The organism is Cryobacterium sp. SO1 (assembly GCF_004210215.2).
In the GTDB taxonomy this organism is placed as follows: domain Bacteria; phylum Actinomycetota; class Actinomycetes; order Actinomycetales; family Microbacteriaceae; genus Cryobacterium.
The window spans coordinates 1,286,339-1,300,353 of record NZ_CP067394.1 but is presented as its reverse complement, the minus strand read 5'-3'; the positions used below and the strand labels follow the sequence as shown (position 1 = coordinate 1,300,353).

General features: G+C 70.1%; 12 protein-coding genes. All 12 read right to left on the bottom strand.

Annotation, left to right across the window (positions count from 1 at the left end):
- Window position 1: 1 nt before the first annotated feature.
- Entirely contained in the window at window positions 2-769 is a 768-nt protein-coding gene (locus BJQ95_RS06060; protein WP_130179287.1) for a ScpA family protein, read from the bottom strand.
- Window positions 770-938: 169 nt separating this feature from the next.
- The gene (locus tag BJQ95_RS06055) at window positions 939-1,826 is read right to left on the bottom strand and encodes a ParA family protein (RefSeq protein WP_130179286.1); all 888 of its coding nucleotides are present in this window, start codon (window positions 1,824-1,826) and stop codon (window positions 939-941) included.
- A 316-nt stretch (window positions 1,827-2,142) separates the two neighbouring features.
- On the bottom strand, window positions 2,143-3,378 hold the full coding sequence (locus tag BJQ95_RS06050) for a low temperature requirement protein A (RefSeq protein WP_165384823.1): 1,236 nt from the start codon (window positions 3,376-3,378) through the stop codon (window positions 2,143-2,145).
- A gap of 319 nt (window positions 3,379-3,697) precedes the next feature.
- Window positions 3,698-4,615 carry a site-specific tyrosine recombinase XerD gene (gene xerD, locus BJQ95_RS06045; RefSeq protein WP_130176037.1) on the bottom strand — a complete coding sequence of 306 codons (918 nt, stop codon included), beginning with the start codon at window positions 4,613-4,615 and terminating at the stop codon, window positions 3,698-3,700.
- Window positions 4,612-5,286, bottom strand: coding sequence for an NUDIX hydrolase (locus BJQ95_RS06040; RefSeq protein WP_130176036.1), 675 nt, complete (start codon window positions 5,284-5,286; stop codon window positions 4,612-4,614). Before BJQ95_RS06040 ends, xerD begins: the two co-directional genes overlap by 4 nt.
- The gene (locus BJQ95_RS06035) at window positions 5,279-6,970 is read right to left on the bottom strand and encodes a CTP synthase (protein WP_370688373.1); all 1,692 of its coding nucleotides are present in this window, start codon (window positions 6,968-6,970) and stop codon (window positions 5,279-5,281) included. The genes BJQ95_RS06040 and BJQ95_RS06035 overlap by 8 nt, the downstream gene beginning before the upstream one ends.
- An 18-nt stretch (window positions 6,971-6,988) precedes the next feature.
- The gene (gene recN / locus BJQ95_RS06030; RefSeq protein WP_130176035.1) at window positions 6,989-8,707 is read right to left on the bottom strand and encodes a DNA repair protein RecN; all 1,719 of its coding nucleotides are present in this window, start codon (window positions 8,705-8,707) and stop codon (window positions 6,989-6,991) included.
- 9 nt (window positions 8,708-8,716) lie between these two features.
- The gene (locus BJQ95_RS06025; protein ID WP_130176034.1) at window positions 8,717-9,637 is read right to left on the bottom strand and encodes an NAD kinase; all 921 of its coding nucleotides are present in this window, start codon (window positions 9,635-9,637) and stop codon (window positions 8,717-8,719) included.
- A gap of 5 nt (window positions 9,638-9,642) precedes the next feature.
- Window positions 9,643-10,587: a TlyA family RNA methyltransferase gene (locus BJQ95_RS06020; RefSeq protein WP_240694555.1), complete on the bottom strand. Its 945-nt coding sequence runs from the start codon at window positions 10,585-10,587 to the stop codon at window positions 9,643-9,645.
- On the bottom strand, window positions 10,584-10,844 hold the full coding sequence (locus BJQ95_RS06015; RefSeq protein ID WP_130176033.1) for a hypothetical protein: 261 nt from the start codon (window positions 10,842-10,844) through the stop codon (window positions 10,584-10,586). The genes BJQ95_RS06020 and BJQ95_RS06015 overlap by 4 nt, the downstream gene beginning before the upstream one ends.
- Window positions 10,845-10,854: 10 nt before the next feature.
- Window positions 10,855-11,937, bottom strand: a complete 1,083-nt coding sequence (locus BJQ95_RS06010) for an HAD-IIA family hydrolase (RefSeq protein ID WP_130176032.1) — start codon at window positions 11,935-11,937, stop codon at window positions 10,855-10,857.
- Window positions 11,873-13,993, bottom strand: a complete 2,121-nt coding sequence (locus BJQ95_RS06005) for a primosomal protein (RefSeq protein ID WP_256041543.1) — start codon at window positions 13,991-13,993, stop codon at window positions 11,873-11,875. The genes BJQ95_RS06010 and BJQ95_RS06005 overlap by 65 nt, the downstream gene beginning before the upstream one ends.
- Between the last annotated feature and the right edge of the window lie 22 nt (window positions 13,994-14,015).

Sequence of the window (14,015 nt, the reverse complement as noted above, 5' to 3'; positions counted from 1 at the left end):
ATCAAGCGTCATAGTCGGCTCCCAAATTCGCAAGACTGTCATCCGACCAGCCCTCGGCGTCCCAGTGCAGACTGAGCTCACCCAACGGTTCCAGCTGGTCAAAGGTGAGGGCGCCGTGCCGGTACAGCTCCAGCACGGCCAGAAAACGGGCGATCACGAGCCCCTTCTCGGCGCAATCCACGATCAGCTCCCGAAACGTCAGGCTCTGATTGGCGCGCAGCATGGCAACCACGATCGCCGCCTGCTCCCGGATGCTCACCAGCGGCGCGTGCAGGTGCTCCAGCCCCACGGTCGGCAGCTCCCGGGGCGTCAGCGCCAGGGCGGCCAACGCGCCGAAGTCGCCCAGCGACAACGTCCAGACCAGCTCGGGCGTCGTCGTGCGGTACTTCTCCTCCAGCCGCACCGAGCGCACGTGCCGGGTGGCCTCGTGGTCGAGGTGCTCGAGGAACCACGCCGACGCGGTCTTGAACGCCCGGTACTGCAGCAGCCGGGCGAAGAGCAGGTCGCGGGCCTCCAGCAGCGCCACGTCCTCGGCATCCACCAGCTCGCCCTGCGGCAGCAGGCCCACCAGTTTGAGGTCGAGCAGGGTGGCCGCCACGACCAGGAACTCCGTGGCCTGGTCGAGCTCCTCCGCGGCATCCAGCCCGCGCAGGTAGGAGATGAACTCGTCGGTGACCCGGCTCAGCGAGATCTCGGTGATGTCCAGTTCGTGTTTGCCGATCAGCGAGAGCAGCAGGTCGAACGGACCCTCGAAGTTCTGCAGGGCCACGGAGAAGCCCGGCGCGGCGGTGCCGGCGTCGTCGAGCGAGTCGGTGCCGGCCGTGCCTGTTTTGGCCGTGCCGGTTCCGGCCCTGCCGGTCGAGGCCCTGCCGGTGGTGGCCCTGCCGGTTGCAGCCGTGGCGGTGGTCGCCAGGGCGGAGGCCGGGGCCGACAGCCGCTTAGGCGACCGCGCCACGCTGGATCAGTTCCCGCGCCGCCTGCTTGTAGGCCTTGGCGGCGGCGTGTTCCGGCGCGAACTCGGTGATCGGGATCCCGGCGACACTGGCATCCGGGAACTTCACGGTACGGCCGATGACGGTGTCGAGCACCCGGTCGCCGAACGCGTCGACGACCCGCTCGAGCACCTCACGAGAGTGCAGGGTGCGGGAGTCGTACATGGTCGCCAGGATGCCGTCGAGTTCGATGGCCGGGTTGAGCCGGTCGCGCACCTTGTCGATGGTTTCGATGAGCAGGGCCACGCCACGCAGGGCGAAGAACTCGCACTCCAGCGGGATCAGCACGCCGTGGCTGGCGGTGAGCGCGTTCACGGTGAGGATGCCCAGCGACGGCTGGCAGTCGATGAGGATCACGTCGTAGTCGTTGGAGACCTTGCGCAGCACCCGGGCCAGGATCTGTTCGCGGGCGACCTCGTTGACCAGGTGCACCTCCGCTGCGGAGAGGTCGATGTTGGCCGGGATGATGTCCAGGCCCTCCACCGAGGTCTGCTGAATGGCCTCGTGCGGGTCCTTGGAGCCGCTCAGGAGCAGGTCGTAGATGGTGGTGACGTCGTGGGTGGGCACGCCGAGACCGGCCGACAGGGCGCCCTGCGGGTCGAAGTCGATGGCGAGCACGCGGCGGCCGTAGCCGGCCAGGGCGGCACCCAGGTTGATGGTCGTCGTCGTCTTGCCGACGCCGCCCTTCTGGTTGCACAGCGAGACGATGCGGGCCGGGCCGTGGCTCTTCAGCGGCGCGGGTTCGTCGAACACCTGGATGGGACGGCCGGTCGCACCGGTCGGCAGCTCTTCGAGTCCGGGAAGCTGCGTCCGGCTATCCGTCTTACGCGCCACTGGGCTGTCCTCGATCCGTATGCGATTCACTTGGTCGATTCTACCGAGCCGCCACGCCCGCCCCCGCCAAGATCCCCGGTGTGCCGTCAGCTGCCTCCGGCATCCGCCGCGCCGTCTCCCGCGCATCTCCGCGCCTACTCTGCCCGCGCCCACCGCCCCCAGCTCACCCGCCCTGCCCCCAACTGTTCCCCGTGCGGACAAGTGCACCCGGTACGCCGGGACCATTTGTCCGCTTCGGAACCAGTTAGCGGGCGGATGCGGGCGGATGCGGGCTGGTGAGGGCGGGCGGATGCGGCGGCGCGGGCGGCGGCCGAGGTCAGCCGGCCTTCTCGTCGGCGGTGCCGGCGCGCACCCGCACCACGGTCTCCCAGCCGGCCACGATCACGAGCACCGCGGTGGTCACCGCGCCCAGCTGCAGCGGGGTGAGGACGAACGCCGCCGCGAACGCGACCAGCAGCGCCCCGAGGCCCACCAAATACGACACGAGCAGCTCCCGGGCCACCACCAGCCGGAACAGCAGCATCCCCAGCAGGTAGAGCAGCGGGCCGCCGACCAGCACCACCGCGCTCGACAGGGTCATCGCCGCGTGCGGATGCGAGAGCACCTCCTTGTCGGCCACCGAGGTGAGCACGATGCCGGCGATGATCACCGCGTGCACGTAGGTGTAGGCGAGCCGGGCGATGCGGCCGGGCTCGGCGGCGGCGGCGATGGCCTTGGCGCCGGCGCGTTCGCTGTGGTCGAAGTACAGCCACCACATCGCCACGCTCGCGCTGAACGCGAGCAGCATGCCCAGGATGCTCTCCGCCGACGATTCCTTGTCGACGAACGCGAACCCGGTGACCAGCAGCGATTCGCCCAGCGAGATGATCACGAACAGAGCGCTGCGTTCGGCGATGTGCGTGCCGGAGAGGTCCCAGTGGTCGACCCCGGAGGCGCCAAGCCCGGGCACCCGGAAGCCCACCCCGGCGGAGAGGTACTCGATGGCCAGGGCGATCAGCCAGAACGGCAGCCGGTATTGCAGCGGCAACAGCGCGCCCACGATCCAGAACACGCTCGAGAGGGCCAGCCAGGCCAGGATCCGCACGAAGGTGCGCCGCAGCTCCGGATCGTGCCGGGCCACGGCGAGCAGCATGAACATCGTGCGGCCCAGTTGCAGCACAGAGTACGCCAGTGCGAAGACGATGCCCCGGTCGCCGAACGATTCGTAGATCGAAACGCTCACCACGAAGCCCACCAGCGCCAGGACCAGCACGGCCCCGCGCACGGGCAGCTTGGCCGGGTCGAGCCAGTTGGTCACCCAGGTCGTGTACACCCAGAGCCACCAGAGCGCGAGCACGAGCATCGCCGACTCCAGCGCTCCCGTCCAGGACTGGTTCTCGTAGAGGTAGCGGGAGAGCTGGGTGAGCGCGAAGACGAAGATCAGGTCGAAGAACAGTTCCACGTAGGTGACGCGGTCGGCACTCTCCGAGTCATCCGGGCGCAGCAGATTACGACGGATGCCGAAGCGGCCGGCCGGCGTCGCTGCCGGCGGTGGCGGGGAGGTACGGGTCACTCCTCCATTGTCACCGATGCGGCCCGCTGCCGCCGGTCGAATCGCCATCTCGGCCCAAGGCCATCCGTAACTGTTGCCCGTGCGGACATCTGCACCCGGTGCGCCGGGCCCCTTTGTCCGCAGCGGGTGCAGTTGCGGGCGGTGGGCCGGTCAGCGGGTGCAGTTGCGGGCGGGGTCCGGTCAGCGGGCGAATCGCCATCTCGGCCCAACGCATCCGTAACTGCTCCCCGTGCGGACATCTGCACCCGGTGTGCCGGGACCATTTGTCCGTAGCGGGTGCAGTTGGCTGGATGCGCGGGCTGGGGCGCGCGGGTACCGCTCAGCGGGCGCGGGGGTGCGCGGTGGTGTACATGTCGCGCAGGGTGTCGATGGTCACGAGGGTGTAGATCTGGGTGGTGGCCACCGAGGAGTGGCCGAGCAGCTCCTGCACCACCCGCACATCGGCCCCGCCGGAGAGCAGGTGGGTGGCGAAGGAGTGCCGCAGCGTGTGCGGCGACACCTCGATGCCCAGCTCGGCCCGTTCGGCGGCGGCGCGGATGATCAACCACGCGTTCTGCCGGCTCACCCGGTGTCCGCGCACGCCGAGGAACAGCGCCGGGGTGGCTTTGCCCCGCCTCGACAGCGCCGGCCGGGCCCGCACCAGGTAGGCGTCCACCGCGGCGCGGGCGAAACTGCCCACCGGCACGATGCGTTGCTTGTCACCCTTGCCGGTGAGGCGCACCACGTCGCCCTCGAGCATGTCGTCCACGTTGAGGTTCACCACCTCGGACACCCGCGCCCCGGTCGCGTAGAGCAGCTCGAGCAGCGCCTTGTCGCGCAGTTGCGGCAGCGCGTCGCCGTCGGTGGCGGCCAGCAGCTGGTTCACCTGCTCGATCGAGATGGCCTTGGGCAGTCTGAGGCCCAGCTTGGGCGGTTTCGTCTCGTGCGCCACGTCCTCATCCACCACCGATTCCTCGAGCAGGAACCGGTGGAAACCGCGCACGGTGGAGAGGATGCGCGCGACCGACGCCGCGGTCAACGGTGATTCCGCCCGGCCGCTGAGGAACTGCACAAACGCGCTCACCTGCACTGCGGTGACGGTGCGCAGGTCGGTGACGCCGGCATCCGTGAGCCAGCCGGCGTAGATCACCAGGTCGCGCCGGTACGCGGCGACGGTGTTAGCACTCAGCCCGCGTTCAATCGAGACGTGCCGCAGATACGAGTGCACGGCCTCCTCAACCAACGCGGGGCCGGTCACACCGTGTGATCCCAGTTGTTCGGATGCCGCGGCCACGGCAGGTCCGCCGGCGCCAGCGACGCCCAGCCGCGTGAACGGGAGGCCGCGGCGGCCAGCACCCCCACGACCAGCGACGGGTTCTGCACCCGGCGTTCCAGCGCGGCGTCGACGGCGTCGTCCAGCGACACCCAGCGGGTGACCATGTCGGCCTCCTCGTCGGTGCGCTCGAAGACCTCGGTGGCCGGCGACAGGCCGCGAGCCAGGTAGATGCGGATGACCTCGTTGCTGCCGCCCGGGGACGTGTAGAACTCGGTCAGAACGTTCCACTCGGATGCGACGACGTCGGTCTCCTCGGCCAGCTCCCGCTGCGCGCCAATGAGGGCGTGTTCGCCGTCGATGTCGAGCAGCCCGGCGGGCAGTTCCCACTCCCGCATCCGCACCGGGTGCCGGTACTGCTGGATCAGGAGCACCCGGTCCTGGTCGTCGAGGGCCAGGATCGCCACGGCGCCGGGGTGGTCGACGTACTCACGCACGATCTCGGCGCCGTTGTAGTCGAACGCGTCCTGGCGGATGTTCCACACGTGACCGTCGAAACGCACCGCGCTCGAGGTGAGCGCGGTGGGTGCCGGCTCATCCTCGATGCGGGGCAGCAGGGCGTCGGCCTCGGCGCGCGCGGCGAGGGTCTTAGGCATCTTCCTTCACCTCGAACAGGCGGCTGGCCTGCTGGCGGTCCAGGGCGGCACCGATCAGGCCGCGGAACAGCGGGTGTGCGTGGCTGGGGCGTGAGCGCAGTTCGGGGTGAGCCTGGGTGCCCACGTAGAACGGGTGCTCCGCGCGGGGCAGCTCCACGTACTCCACCAGGTGGCCGTCGGGCGAGGTGCCGGAGAACCACAGGCCGGCGTCGGCGATCTGCTGACGGTAGGTGTTGTTCACCTCGTAGCGGTGACGGTGACGCTCGGATGCGACGGGGGCGCCGTAGAGCTCCTCAACAATGGAACCGGAGGCGAGGTCGGCCGGGTACAGGCCCAGGCGCATGGTGCCGCCCAGGTCGCCGCCGGCGATGATCTCGACCTGCTCTTCCATGGTCGCGATCACGGGGAACTCGGTCTCCGGGTCGAACTCGCTGGAGGAGGCGCCTTCGAAGCCGGCCTTGTTCCGGGCGTATTCGATGACCATGCACTGCAGGCCGAGGCACAGACCCAGCACCGGGATGGCGTTCTCGCGGGCGAATCTGAGGGCGCCGAGCTTGCCCTCGATGCCGCGCACGCCGAAGCCGCCGGGAACGCAGATGCCGTCCAGCTCGGAGAGCATCGCGGCGGCGCCCTCGGGGGTTTCGCAGGTGTCGGAGGCGATCCACTCGATCTTAACCTTGGTCTGCTGGGCGAAACCGCCGGCGCGCAGCGCTTCGGTCACCGAGAGGTAGGCGTCGGGCAGGTCGATGTACTTGCCGACCAGGCCGATTGTCACCTCGTGCTTGGGTTCGCGCACGGCGTCGAGCACCCGCTGCCAGGCGGTCCAGTCCACGTCCTTCACCGGCAGGTTCAGGGCGTCGGTGATGTACTTGTCCAGGCCCTGCTCGTGCAGCACGGCGGGGATCTCGTAGATGCTGGGCACGTCTTTGCAGTTCACCACGGCGTCTTCGTCCACGTCGCACATCAGCGCGATCTTGCGCTTGTTCGACTCGGACACGGCCCGGTCGCTGCGCAGGACCAGGGCATCCGGCTGGATACCCAGCGAGCGCAACGCGGCGACGGAGTGCTGGGTGGGCTTGGTCTTCTGCTCGCCGGAGGCGGCCATGAACGGCACCAGCGACACGTGCACGAAGAAGACGTTCTTGCGGCCGAGTTCGTGGCGCACCTGGCGGGCGGCCTCGATGAACGGCTGCGACTCGATGTCGCCGACCGTGCCGCCGACCTCGGTGATGATCACGTCGGGGCGGGGCTCGTCGCTGGCCTGCAGGCGCATCCGTCGCTTGATCTCGTCGGTGATGTGCGGGATGACCTGCACGGTGTCGCCGAGGTACTCGCCGCGGCGTTCGCGGGCGATGACCTGCGAGTAGACCTGACCGGTGGTGACGTTTGCCGCCTGGGTGAGGTTGATGTCGAGGAAGCGCTCGTAGTGGCCGATGTCGAGGTCGGTTTCGGAACCATCGTCGGTGACGAAGACCTCGCCGTGCTGGAACGGGTTCATCGTTCCAGGATCGACGTTGAGGTAGGGGTCGAGTTTTTGCATCACAACGCGCAGTCCGCGAGCAGTGAGCAGGTTGCCGAGGCTTGCCGCCGTCAGGCCTTTACCCAATGAAGAAACGACACCACCGGTCACAAAAATGTGCTTCGTAATGACGTCTGATTTGTCCGCGTTTATATTGTTCACCACGGGCTTCGATCCTATCACCTAGCGGGGGCCTCTCCGTTTGGAGCCGGTTGAGTGGGCGAGGTCGATGAGCTCGCGAGCGTGCTCGAGGCCGCTGGCGGAATCGGGCAGCCCGGAGAGCAGGCGGGCCATCTCGGCGGCCCGGTCGTCGCCGGTGAGCTGGCGCACGCTGCTCGCGGTGACCGATCCCTGGCTGTCCTTGACCACGCTGAGGTGGTTGCCGGCGAAGGCGGCCACCTGGGCGAGGTGGGTGACCACGATCACCTGCGCGGTTTCGGCCAGCCGGGCGAGTCGCCGGCCGATCTCGATCGCGGCCGCACCGCCCACGCCGGCGTCGACCTCGTCGAAGACGAAGGTGGGCACGGGGTCGGTGGCGTTGATGACGACCTCGATGGCCAGCATCACTCGCGACAGCTCGCCGCCGGATGCGCCGCGCGCCAACGCCCGCGGCTCCGCGCCGGCGTGGGGCTGCAGCATGATCCGCACCAGGTCGAGTCCGGTCACCGAGACCTCGTCGAGCCGGTCGATCTCCACCACGAGGCGGGCGTCGGGCATGGCCAGCGCGGCCAGTTCGGTGGTGACGGCGGTGCCGAGCGCGGCGGCCGCGGCGGTGCGGATGCCGGTGAGGGCCTCGGCGAGACGCTGCACGAGGTCCCGGTCGGCGACGGTGTCGGCACGCAGGGCGTCGATCCGCTCGGAGTCGCTGTCCAGCTCGAGAAGCCGGCTGCTGCCGGTGTCCAGGAAGTCGATGGCCTCGTCCAGGCCGCCGACGAACTTCCGAGAAAGCACGCTCAGTTCGGCGCGACGGTCCTGCACCACCTCGAGTTCCCGGGCACCGTCGGCGTCGAGGCCGGCGAGGTAGCTGGAGAGCTGCGCGGCGATGTCGGCGACGAGGAACCCGGCGTTGGCGAGGGCCTCGGCCAGCGGCGGCAGGGTCGGGTCGTGTTCGGCGGCGCGCTCCAGCTGGCGGCGGGCGGAGTCGAGCAGGGCGACGACGTCGGGCGAGTCATCCCCGGATTCCTCGGCCGAGAGCAGTTCCCGGGACGACGCGGCGGCCAGGCGGAGTTCTTCGAGGTTGCCGAGCCGTTCGGCGCGGCTGGTGAGTTCGTCGTCTTCGCCGCGCTGCGGGGCGGCGAGTTCGATCTCGGCGATCCGCAAGCGCAGGTCCTCGGCCTCCCGGGCCCGGCGGTCCTGCTCGGCGATGAGCAGGTCCAGTTCGGCCTGGTTGGCGTGCCAGCGGTGGTAGACGTGCTGGAAGGCGCTGAGGGCTTCGGTGAGGTCGGTGCCGGCGAAGCGGTCCAGTGCGTCGCGCTGGGCGGCGGTGGAGCGCAGGCGCACCTGGTCGGACTGGCCGTGCACCACGACGAGGTCGCCGCCGAGGTCTCCGAGCACCCCGGCCGGTGCGCTGCGGCCGCCGACGACGGCGCGGCTGCGGCCCTCGGCCGAGACCGAGCGGCTGAGCAACAGTTCGGGGCCGTCCAGCTCTCCCCCGGCGTCCCGCACCCGCTGGGCGACGGCGCCGTCGGGCGCGATCAGCCAGCGGCCCTCGACCCAGCTCTGTGGCTGGCCGGCCCGCACGGTGCCCGGGTCGGCGCGTTCGCCCAGCAGCAGGCCCAGCGCGGTGACGACCATGGTCTTGCCCGCCCCGGTCTCGCCGGTGATGGCGGTGAAGCCGGGTCCGAGCGGGAGGGTGGCCTCCCTGATCACGCCGAGGTCCCGGATGACGAGTTCTTCGATCATGCGGTCATCTCACTCGCGTCCGACCGGGCCGCGCCAGCCCGTGATGGGGAGGTTGAACTTGTTCACCAACCGGTCGGTGAACGGTCCGCTGTGCAGCCGGGCCAGGCGCACCGGAACCGGTGAGCGTCGCACGATCACGCGGGCGCCCGGCGGCAGTTCGGAGACCCGGCGGCCGTCGGCGCAGAGTACCGCGGTGCTGTCGCCGCGGGCGAGGACCTCCACGGCGAGGGAGGAGTCCGGTCCCACCACGAGGGGGCGGGCGAACAGGGCGTGAGCGCTCAGCGGCACCAGCAGCAGGGCGTCCAGGCTCGGCCACACGATGGGGCCGCCGGCGGAGAACGAGTAGGCGGTGGACCCGGTGGGGGTGGACAGCACCACCCCGTCGCAGCCGAAGGCGGAGAGCGGACGGCCGTCGACCTCGATGATGACCTCGATCATCCGTTGCCGGCTGGCCTTTTCGACCGTGGCCTCGTTGAGTGCCCAGGTTTCGTAGACCACCTCGTGGTCCACCTTCACCCGCACCGAGAGCGTCATGCGCTCTTCGACGAGGTAGTCGCGCAGCAGGGCGCGGCGCACGGCCTCGCCCAGGTCGTCGCGTTCGCTTTCGGCGAGGAACCCCACGTGGCCCAGGTTGATGCCCAGCAGCGGGGCGGAGCAGCCGCGCACGATCTCGGCGGCGCGCAGGATGGTGCCGTCGCCGCCGAGCACGATCACGAGTTCGAGGTCGGTGGCCTGCACGGTGTCGCCGAGTACGGCGGTGCTGCCGTTCAGCTGCGGGCAGGACGCGAGCAGGTCGGCGCGCTCCTCGGCGGCCAGCACCGGCACGGCGCCGGCGGCGATGAGCTGCTCACACACGGTGGCCGCGGCCTGGAGGGAGTCCTGTCGGCCGGTGTGCGCGACGACGAGGAAGTGCCTGGGTGTTGCGGTCATGCTCGTCACGCTCCCACCAGTGCGGTAATCCTGTCGATCCATTCTGTCGGATTGGTGCCCGTTCCACGTCTCAGCCACACGAGATATTCGTGGTTGCCGGCGGCGCCGGCGATCGGCGACGCGATCAGCCCGTTCACGCCCAGGCCCAGGTCCCAGGCCGCCCAGAGCACGCCGGACACGGCGTCGGCGCGGAGGCCGGCGTTGTGCACGACACCCTCTCGGATGCCGCCCCGGCCCACCTCGAATTGCGGCTTGATCAGCAGCACGAAGTCGGCACCCTCGGCGGCGGTGGCGACAAGGGCCGGCAGCACCGTGGTGAGGGAGATGAACGAGAGGTCGCCCACGACGAGGTCGGGGCGCTCGGCGATGCCCGAGGCGGCCGCAATGGACTCCGCGGTGGCGTAGCGCAGGTTGCAGCCCTCGACGAGCACCACCCGCGGGTCGGCCTTGATGGTCGGCGACAGCTGGCCGTGGCCCACATCCACGGCGATGACCCGGCCGATGCCACGTTCGAGCAGCACCTGGCTGAAGCCGCCGGTGGACGCGCCGGCATCCATCGCGGTGCGGTCGGTGATCGGCAGCTCGAACGCGTCGAGTGCGGCCACGAGCTTGTGCGCGCCGCGGCTCACGTAGTGGTCGGTGGGCGCCACGGCGATGACCTGGTCGGGGCGCACCTTGGCGGATGCCTTGACCACCGCGGTGCCGTCCACGGTGACCAGGCCCCCGGCGATGAGCCGGGCGGCCACGGTGCGGGAGCGCACCAGACCGCGGTCGGACAGGGCGGAGTCCAGGCGCTGCTCCCCCGTCGGCGACGGCGCGGGTTCAGCGGCGGGCGCCGGCGGCGGGCTGATCGGCACGCTGGTCGGCTGTGGCGCCTGTCTCGGCTGCGGAGCGTCCTCGTGCGGGGTCCCCATCCCGGGGTCTGGCTGTTCCGTGCTGGAGATGGTCATTCGGCCTTCGATCGGGGCACGTCGCCACCCTCGAGGTGGTCGCGCAGACTGTCGTGCAGCTGGACGTATGCCGCGGCCCGGTCCTCGAGCGGCAGGGCTTCGACGGCCGCGAGGCGCGCGTCGAGGTCGCCGTCCAGCACGGGCGGTGCGGGCAGGTCTCCGGTGGCCGCCGGAGCAGACGGCGTGGGGCGCGGCCCCGGGCGAGCCGGGGTCGGCATTCTGGGCGGCCCGACCGCATCTACTCCGTCTGCACTCACGCTTCCTAGGCTACCGTCCGAGATACAGACTCTCCGGAACGTTGAGGCCGTAGATCGGTCGTCCGGATGCCCAGATCACCGCGCAGGCGGCCCGCAACAGGTTGATGCCGTCGTCGCCCACGGACATGATTTCCACGTCGGCGCCGTGGATGCGCACGCTCGCGCCTTCGACGGTGGCCTGGGACTTGTCCTTGGAGAACACCGTCACCGGGTAGGGCTCGTGCAGCTGGCGCAGGTCCTCCAGGATGAACGTGGGTCGCTCGGTGGGGCCGGCCGCCAGAGCCTGCTTGGCCTTGTCGATGCCGGTCAGCACCAGCACCGACGGCATGCCGGCGCGGTTGGCGCCGAGAATGTCGGTGTCGAGCCGGTCGCCGATGAACAGCGGCGCGGTCGCCTCGAAGCGTGTGACGGCTTCCTGGAAGATCGGGATCTCCGGCTTGCCGGCCACCAGCGGCAGCCGGCCGACGGCGGTGTGCACCGCCGACACCAGGGTGCCGTTGCCCGGCGCGATGCCGCGGGCCTGCGGAATCGTCCAGTCGGTGTTCGTCGCGATCCACGGGATCCCCGGGTAGTCGCCGTCGGGGGTGACGCCGGCGTTCAGCGCGAAGCAGGCCTCGGCCAGCTGGGTCCAGCCCACGTCGGGGGCGAAGCCCTGCACCACGGCCGCCGGGGAATCCTCGGCGGACCGGGTGACCGTGAAGCCGTGCTTCTGCAGTTCGTCGACGAGCCCGTCGCCGCCCACGACCAGGATCCGCGAGCCGGCCGGCACCTGCTCCACGAGCAGCCGCATGGCTGCCTGGGGCGAGGTGACGACGTCGGACGGCGCCACGGTGAGACCGAGGTCGGTCAGGTGGCCGGCCACGGACGCATCCGTGCGTGAGGCGTTGTTGGTGATGTAGCCCACCCGGATGCTCTCGGCGGCCTTGTTGAGGCCGTCGATCGCGTACGGGATGGCGTGCGGTCCGGCGTACACGACACCGTCGAGGTCGGCCAGGACGACGTCGATGCCGGCCAACGGTGTGGCCGGCTCAGTCAACGGGCGTCGTTTCAGGATCTTCGTCCACGCCCTCGGCGCCGTCGGTGGAATCGTCATCGGCTGAAGCAGCGTCCTCGGTCTCGGTGATGGTGATGGTGTCGTCGGCGGTCTCGAGCTCGTCGGGCACGTCGGCGTTGTCGGCATCGTCGTCGTCGTCGGTGTCGTCGTCGTCGTCGGTGTCGTCGTTGTCCGCGGCGTCTTCGTCGGTGCTGACGTCATCGGTCTCGTCGTCGGTGTCGTCCTCGTCTTCATCGAATTCTTCGTCGTCGAGTTCGACGATCTCGATGGTCTCGTCGACGTCGCCGTTCAGGGCGGCATCGGCACGGGAGGCCCGTTCGTTCCAGACGTCGGCCTCGTCGGTGCGGCCGAGCTCTTCGAGCACCTCGGCATACGCGGCGAACAGCTCGGAGCTGTAGGAGAACGCTGTCTTCGGGTCGAGCTGGGCGATCTCGAGCTCACTCAGCGCGGCTGCGGTCTCCCCCAGGTCCAGGCGGGCACCGGACATCGCGATGGCCAGGGCCACCTGAACGCCGGCCGGCAGGCTCGAGCGGTCCACCGAGCGGCCGAGCTCGAGGGCGCGGTCGGGGCGGCCCACGCCGCGTTCGCTGTCCACCATCAGCGGCAGCTGGGCGTTGGAGCCCGAGATGCGGCGGTAGGTGCGCAGTTCCCGTAGCGCCAGGGCGAAGTCGCCGGTGGCGTAGGCGGTGATGGCCAGGCTCTCGCGCACCACGGCGATGCGGCCGGCACGACGTGCGGCGCTCATCACGTGACGGTGGGCCAGTTCGGGGTCTTCGTCGATGACCCGGGCGGCCATCGCCAGGTGACGGCCCACGGCCTCGGCGTTGTCCTTGGTGAGGGTCTTGAGCTCGTTGCGGGCGATGCGGTCCAGGTCCTCTGACGTGATGTCGTCGGGCAGCTCCGGGTCGTCGTGACGCGGACGCACCGAACGCAGCTCGCGCTGCATACGCTGCTCTTCGGTCATCTCCTCCTCGACGACGCGGGCGTCGCGGTCGTTGCGGGCGGGGGCGCCGTCGCGGGTCCACAGCTTCTTGCCGGCGTCGCGCGGGGCTCCGGCGCGGGTCGGCGAGCCGCCCCGGGCGCTGTCCTTCAGCCACGGCTTGTTCTCCGTGTCGCGCTGAGGACGGTCAGAGTTGCCCTTGTACGCCGGGCGATCGCTGTTGCCCTTGTATGCGGGACGGTCGCCGTCGCGCTGGGGACGATCAGAGTTGCCCTTGTACGCCGGACGGTCGCCGTCGCGCTGCGGACGATCAGAGTTGCCCTTGTATGCGGGGCGGTCCGAGTTGTACGCGGGGCGGTCCGAGTTGTACGCGGGGCGGTCCGAGTTGTACGCGGGGCGGTCACTGTTGCCCTTGTATGCGGGACGGTCGCCGTCGCGCTGCGGACGATCAGAGTTGCCCTTGTATGCGGGGCGGTCCGAGTTGTACGCGGGGCGGTCACTGTTGCCCTTATATGCGGGACGGTCGCCGTCACGCTGGGGACGATCAAGGTTGCCCTTGTATGCGGGGCGGTCGCCGTCACGCTGCGGACGATCAGAGTTGCCCTTGTACGCCGGACGGTCCGAGTTGTACGCCGGGCGGTCACTGTTGCCCCGGTACGGAGGACGCTCACCATCGCGCGCCGGACGGTCGGAGTTGTTGCCCTGGTAACCCGGGCGGTCACTGTTGCCCCGGTACGGCGCACGCTCCCCGCCCTGCGGACGGTCGCTGTTGCCCCGGTACGGAGGACGCTCACCATCACGCTGCGGACGGTCGCTGTTCCCACGGTACGGAGGACGCTCACCATCACGCTGCGGACGGTCGCTGTTGCCGCGGTGCGGAGGACGGTCGCCATCACGCTGCGGACGGTCAGAGTTGCCCCGGTACGGCGGACGCTCACCATCGCGCGCCGGACGGTCGGAGCTCCCCCGATACGGCGGACGCTCACCATCCCGCTGCGGGCGGTCGTTGCCGCCGGTGTTACCGCGGTACGGCGGACGTGCGCCGTCCTGGCGGGGCCGGTCCGACCCTCCGCGACCACCCTGGTAGCCGCCGGTTCGACGATCGCCGCTCCCGTTGTCGCGTGCGTCGTTCCCGTTGCGTTCCGTGGGGGTCACTGTTTATCTCCTGTAGGTGTGG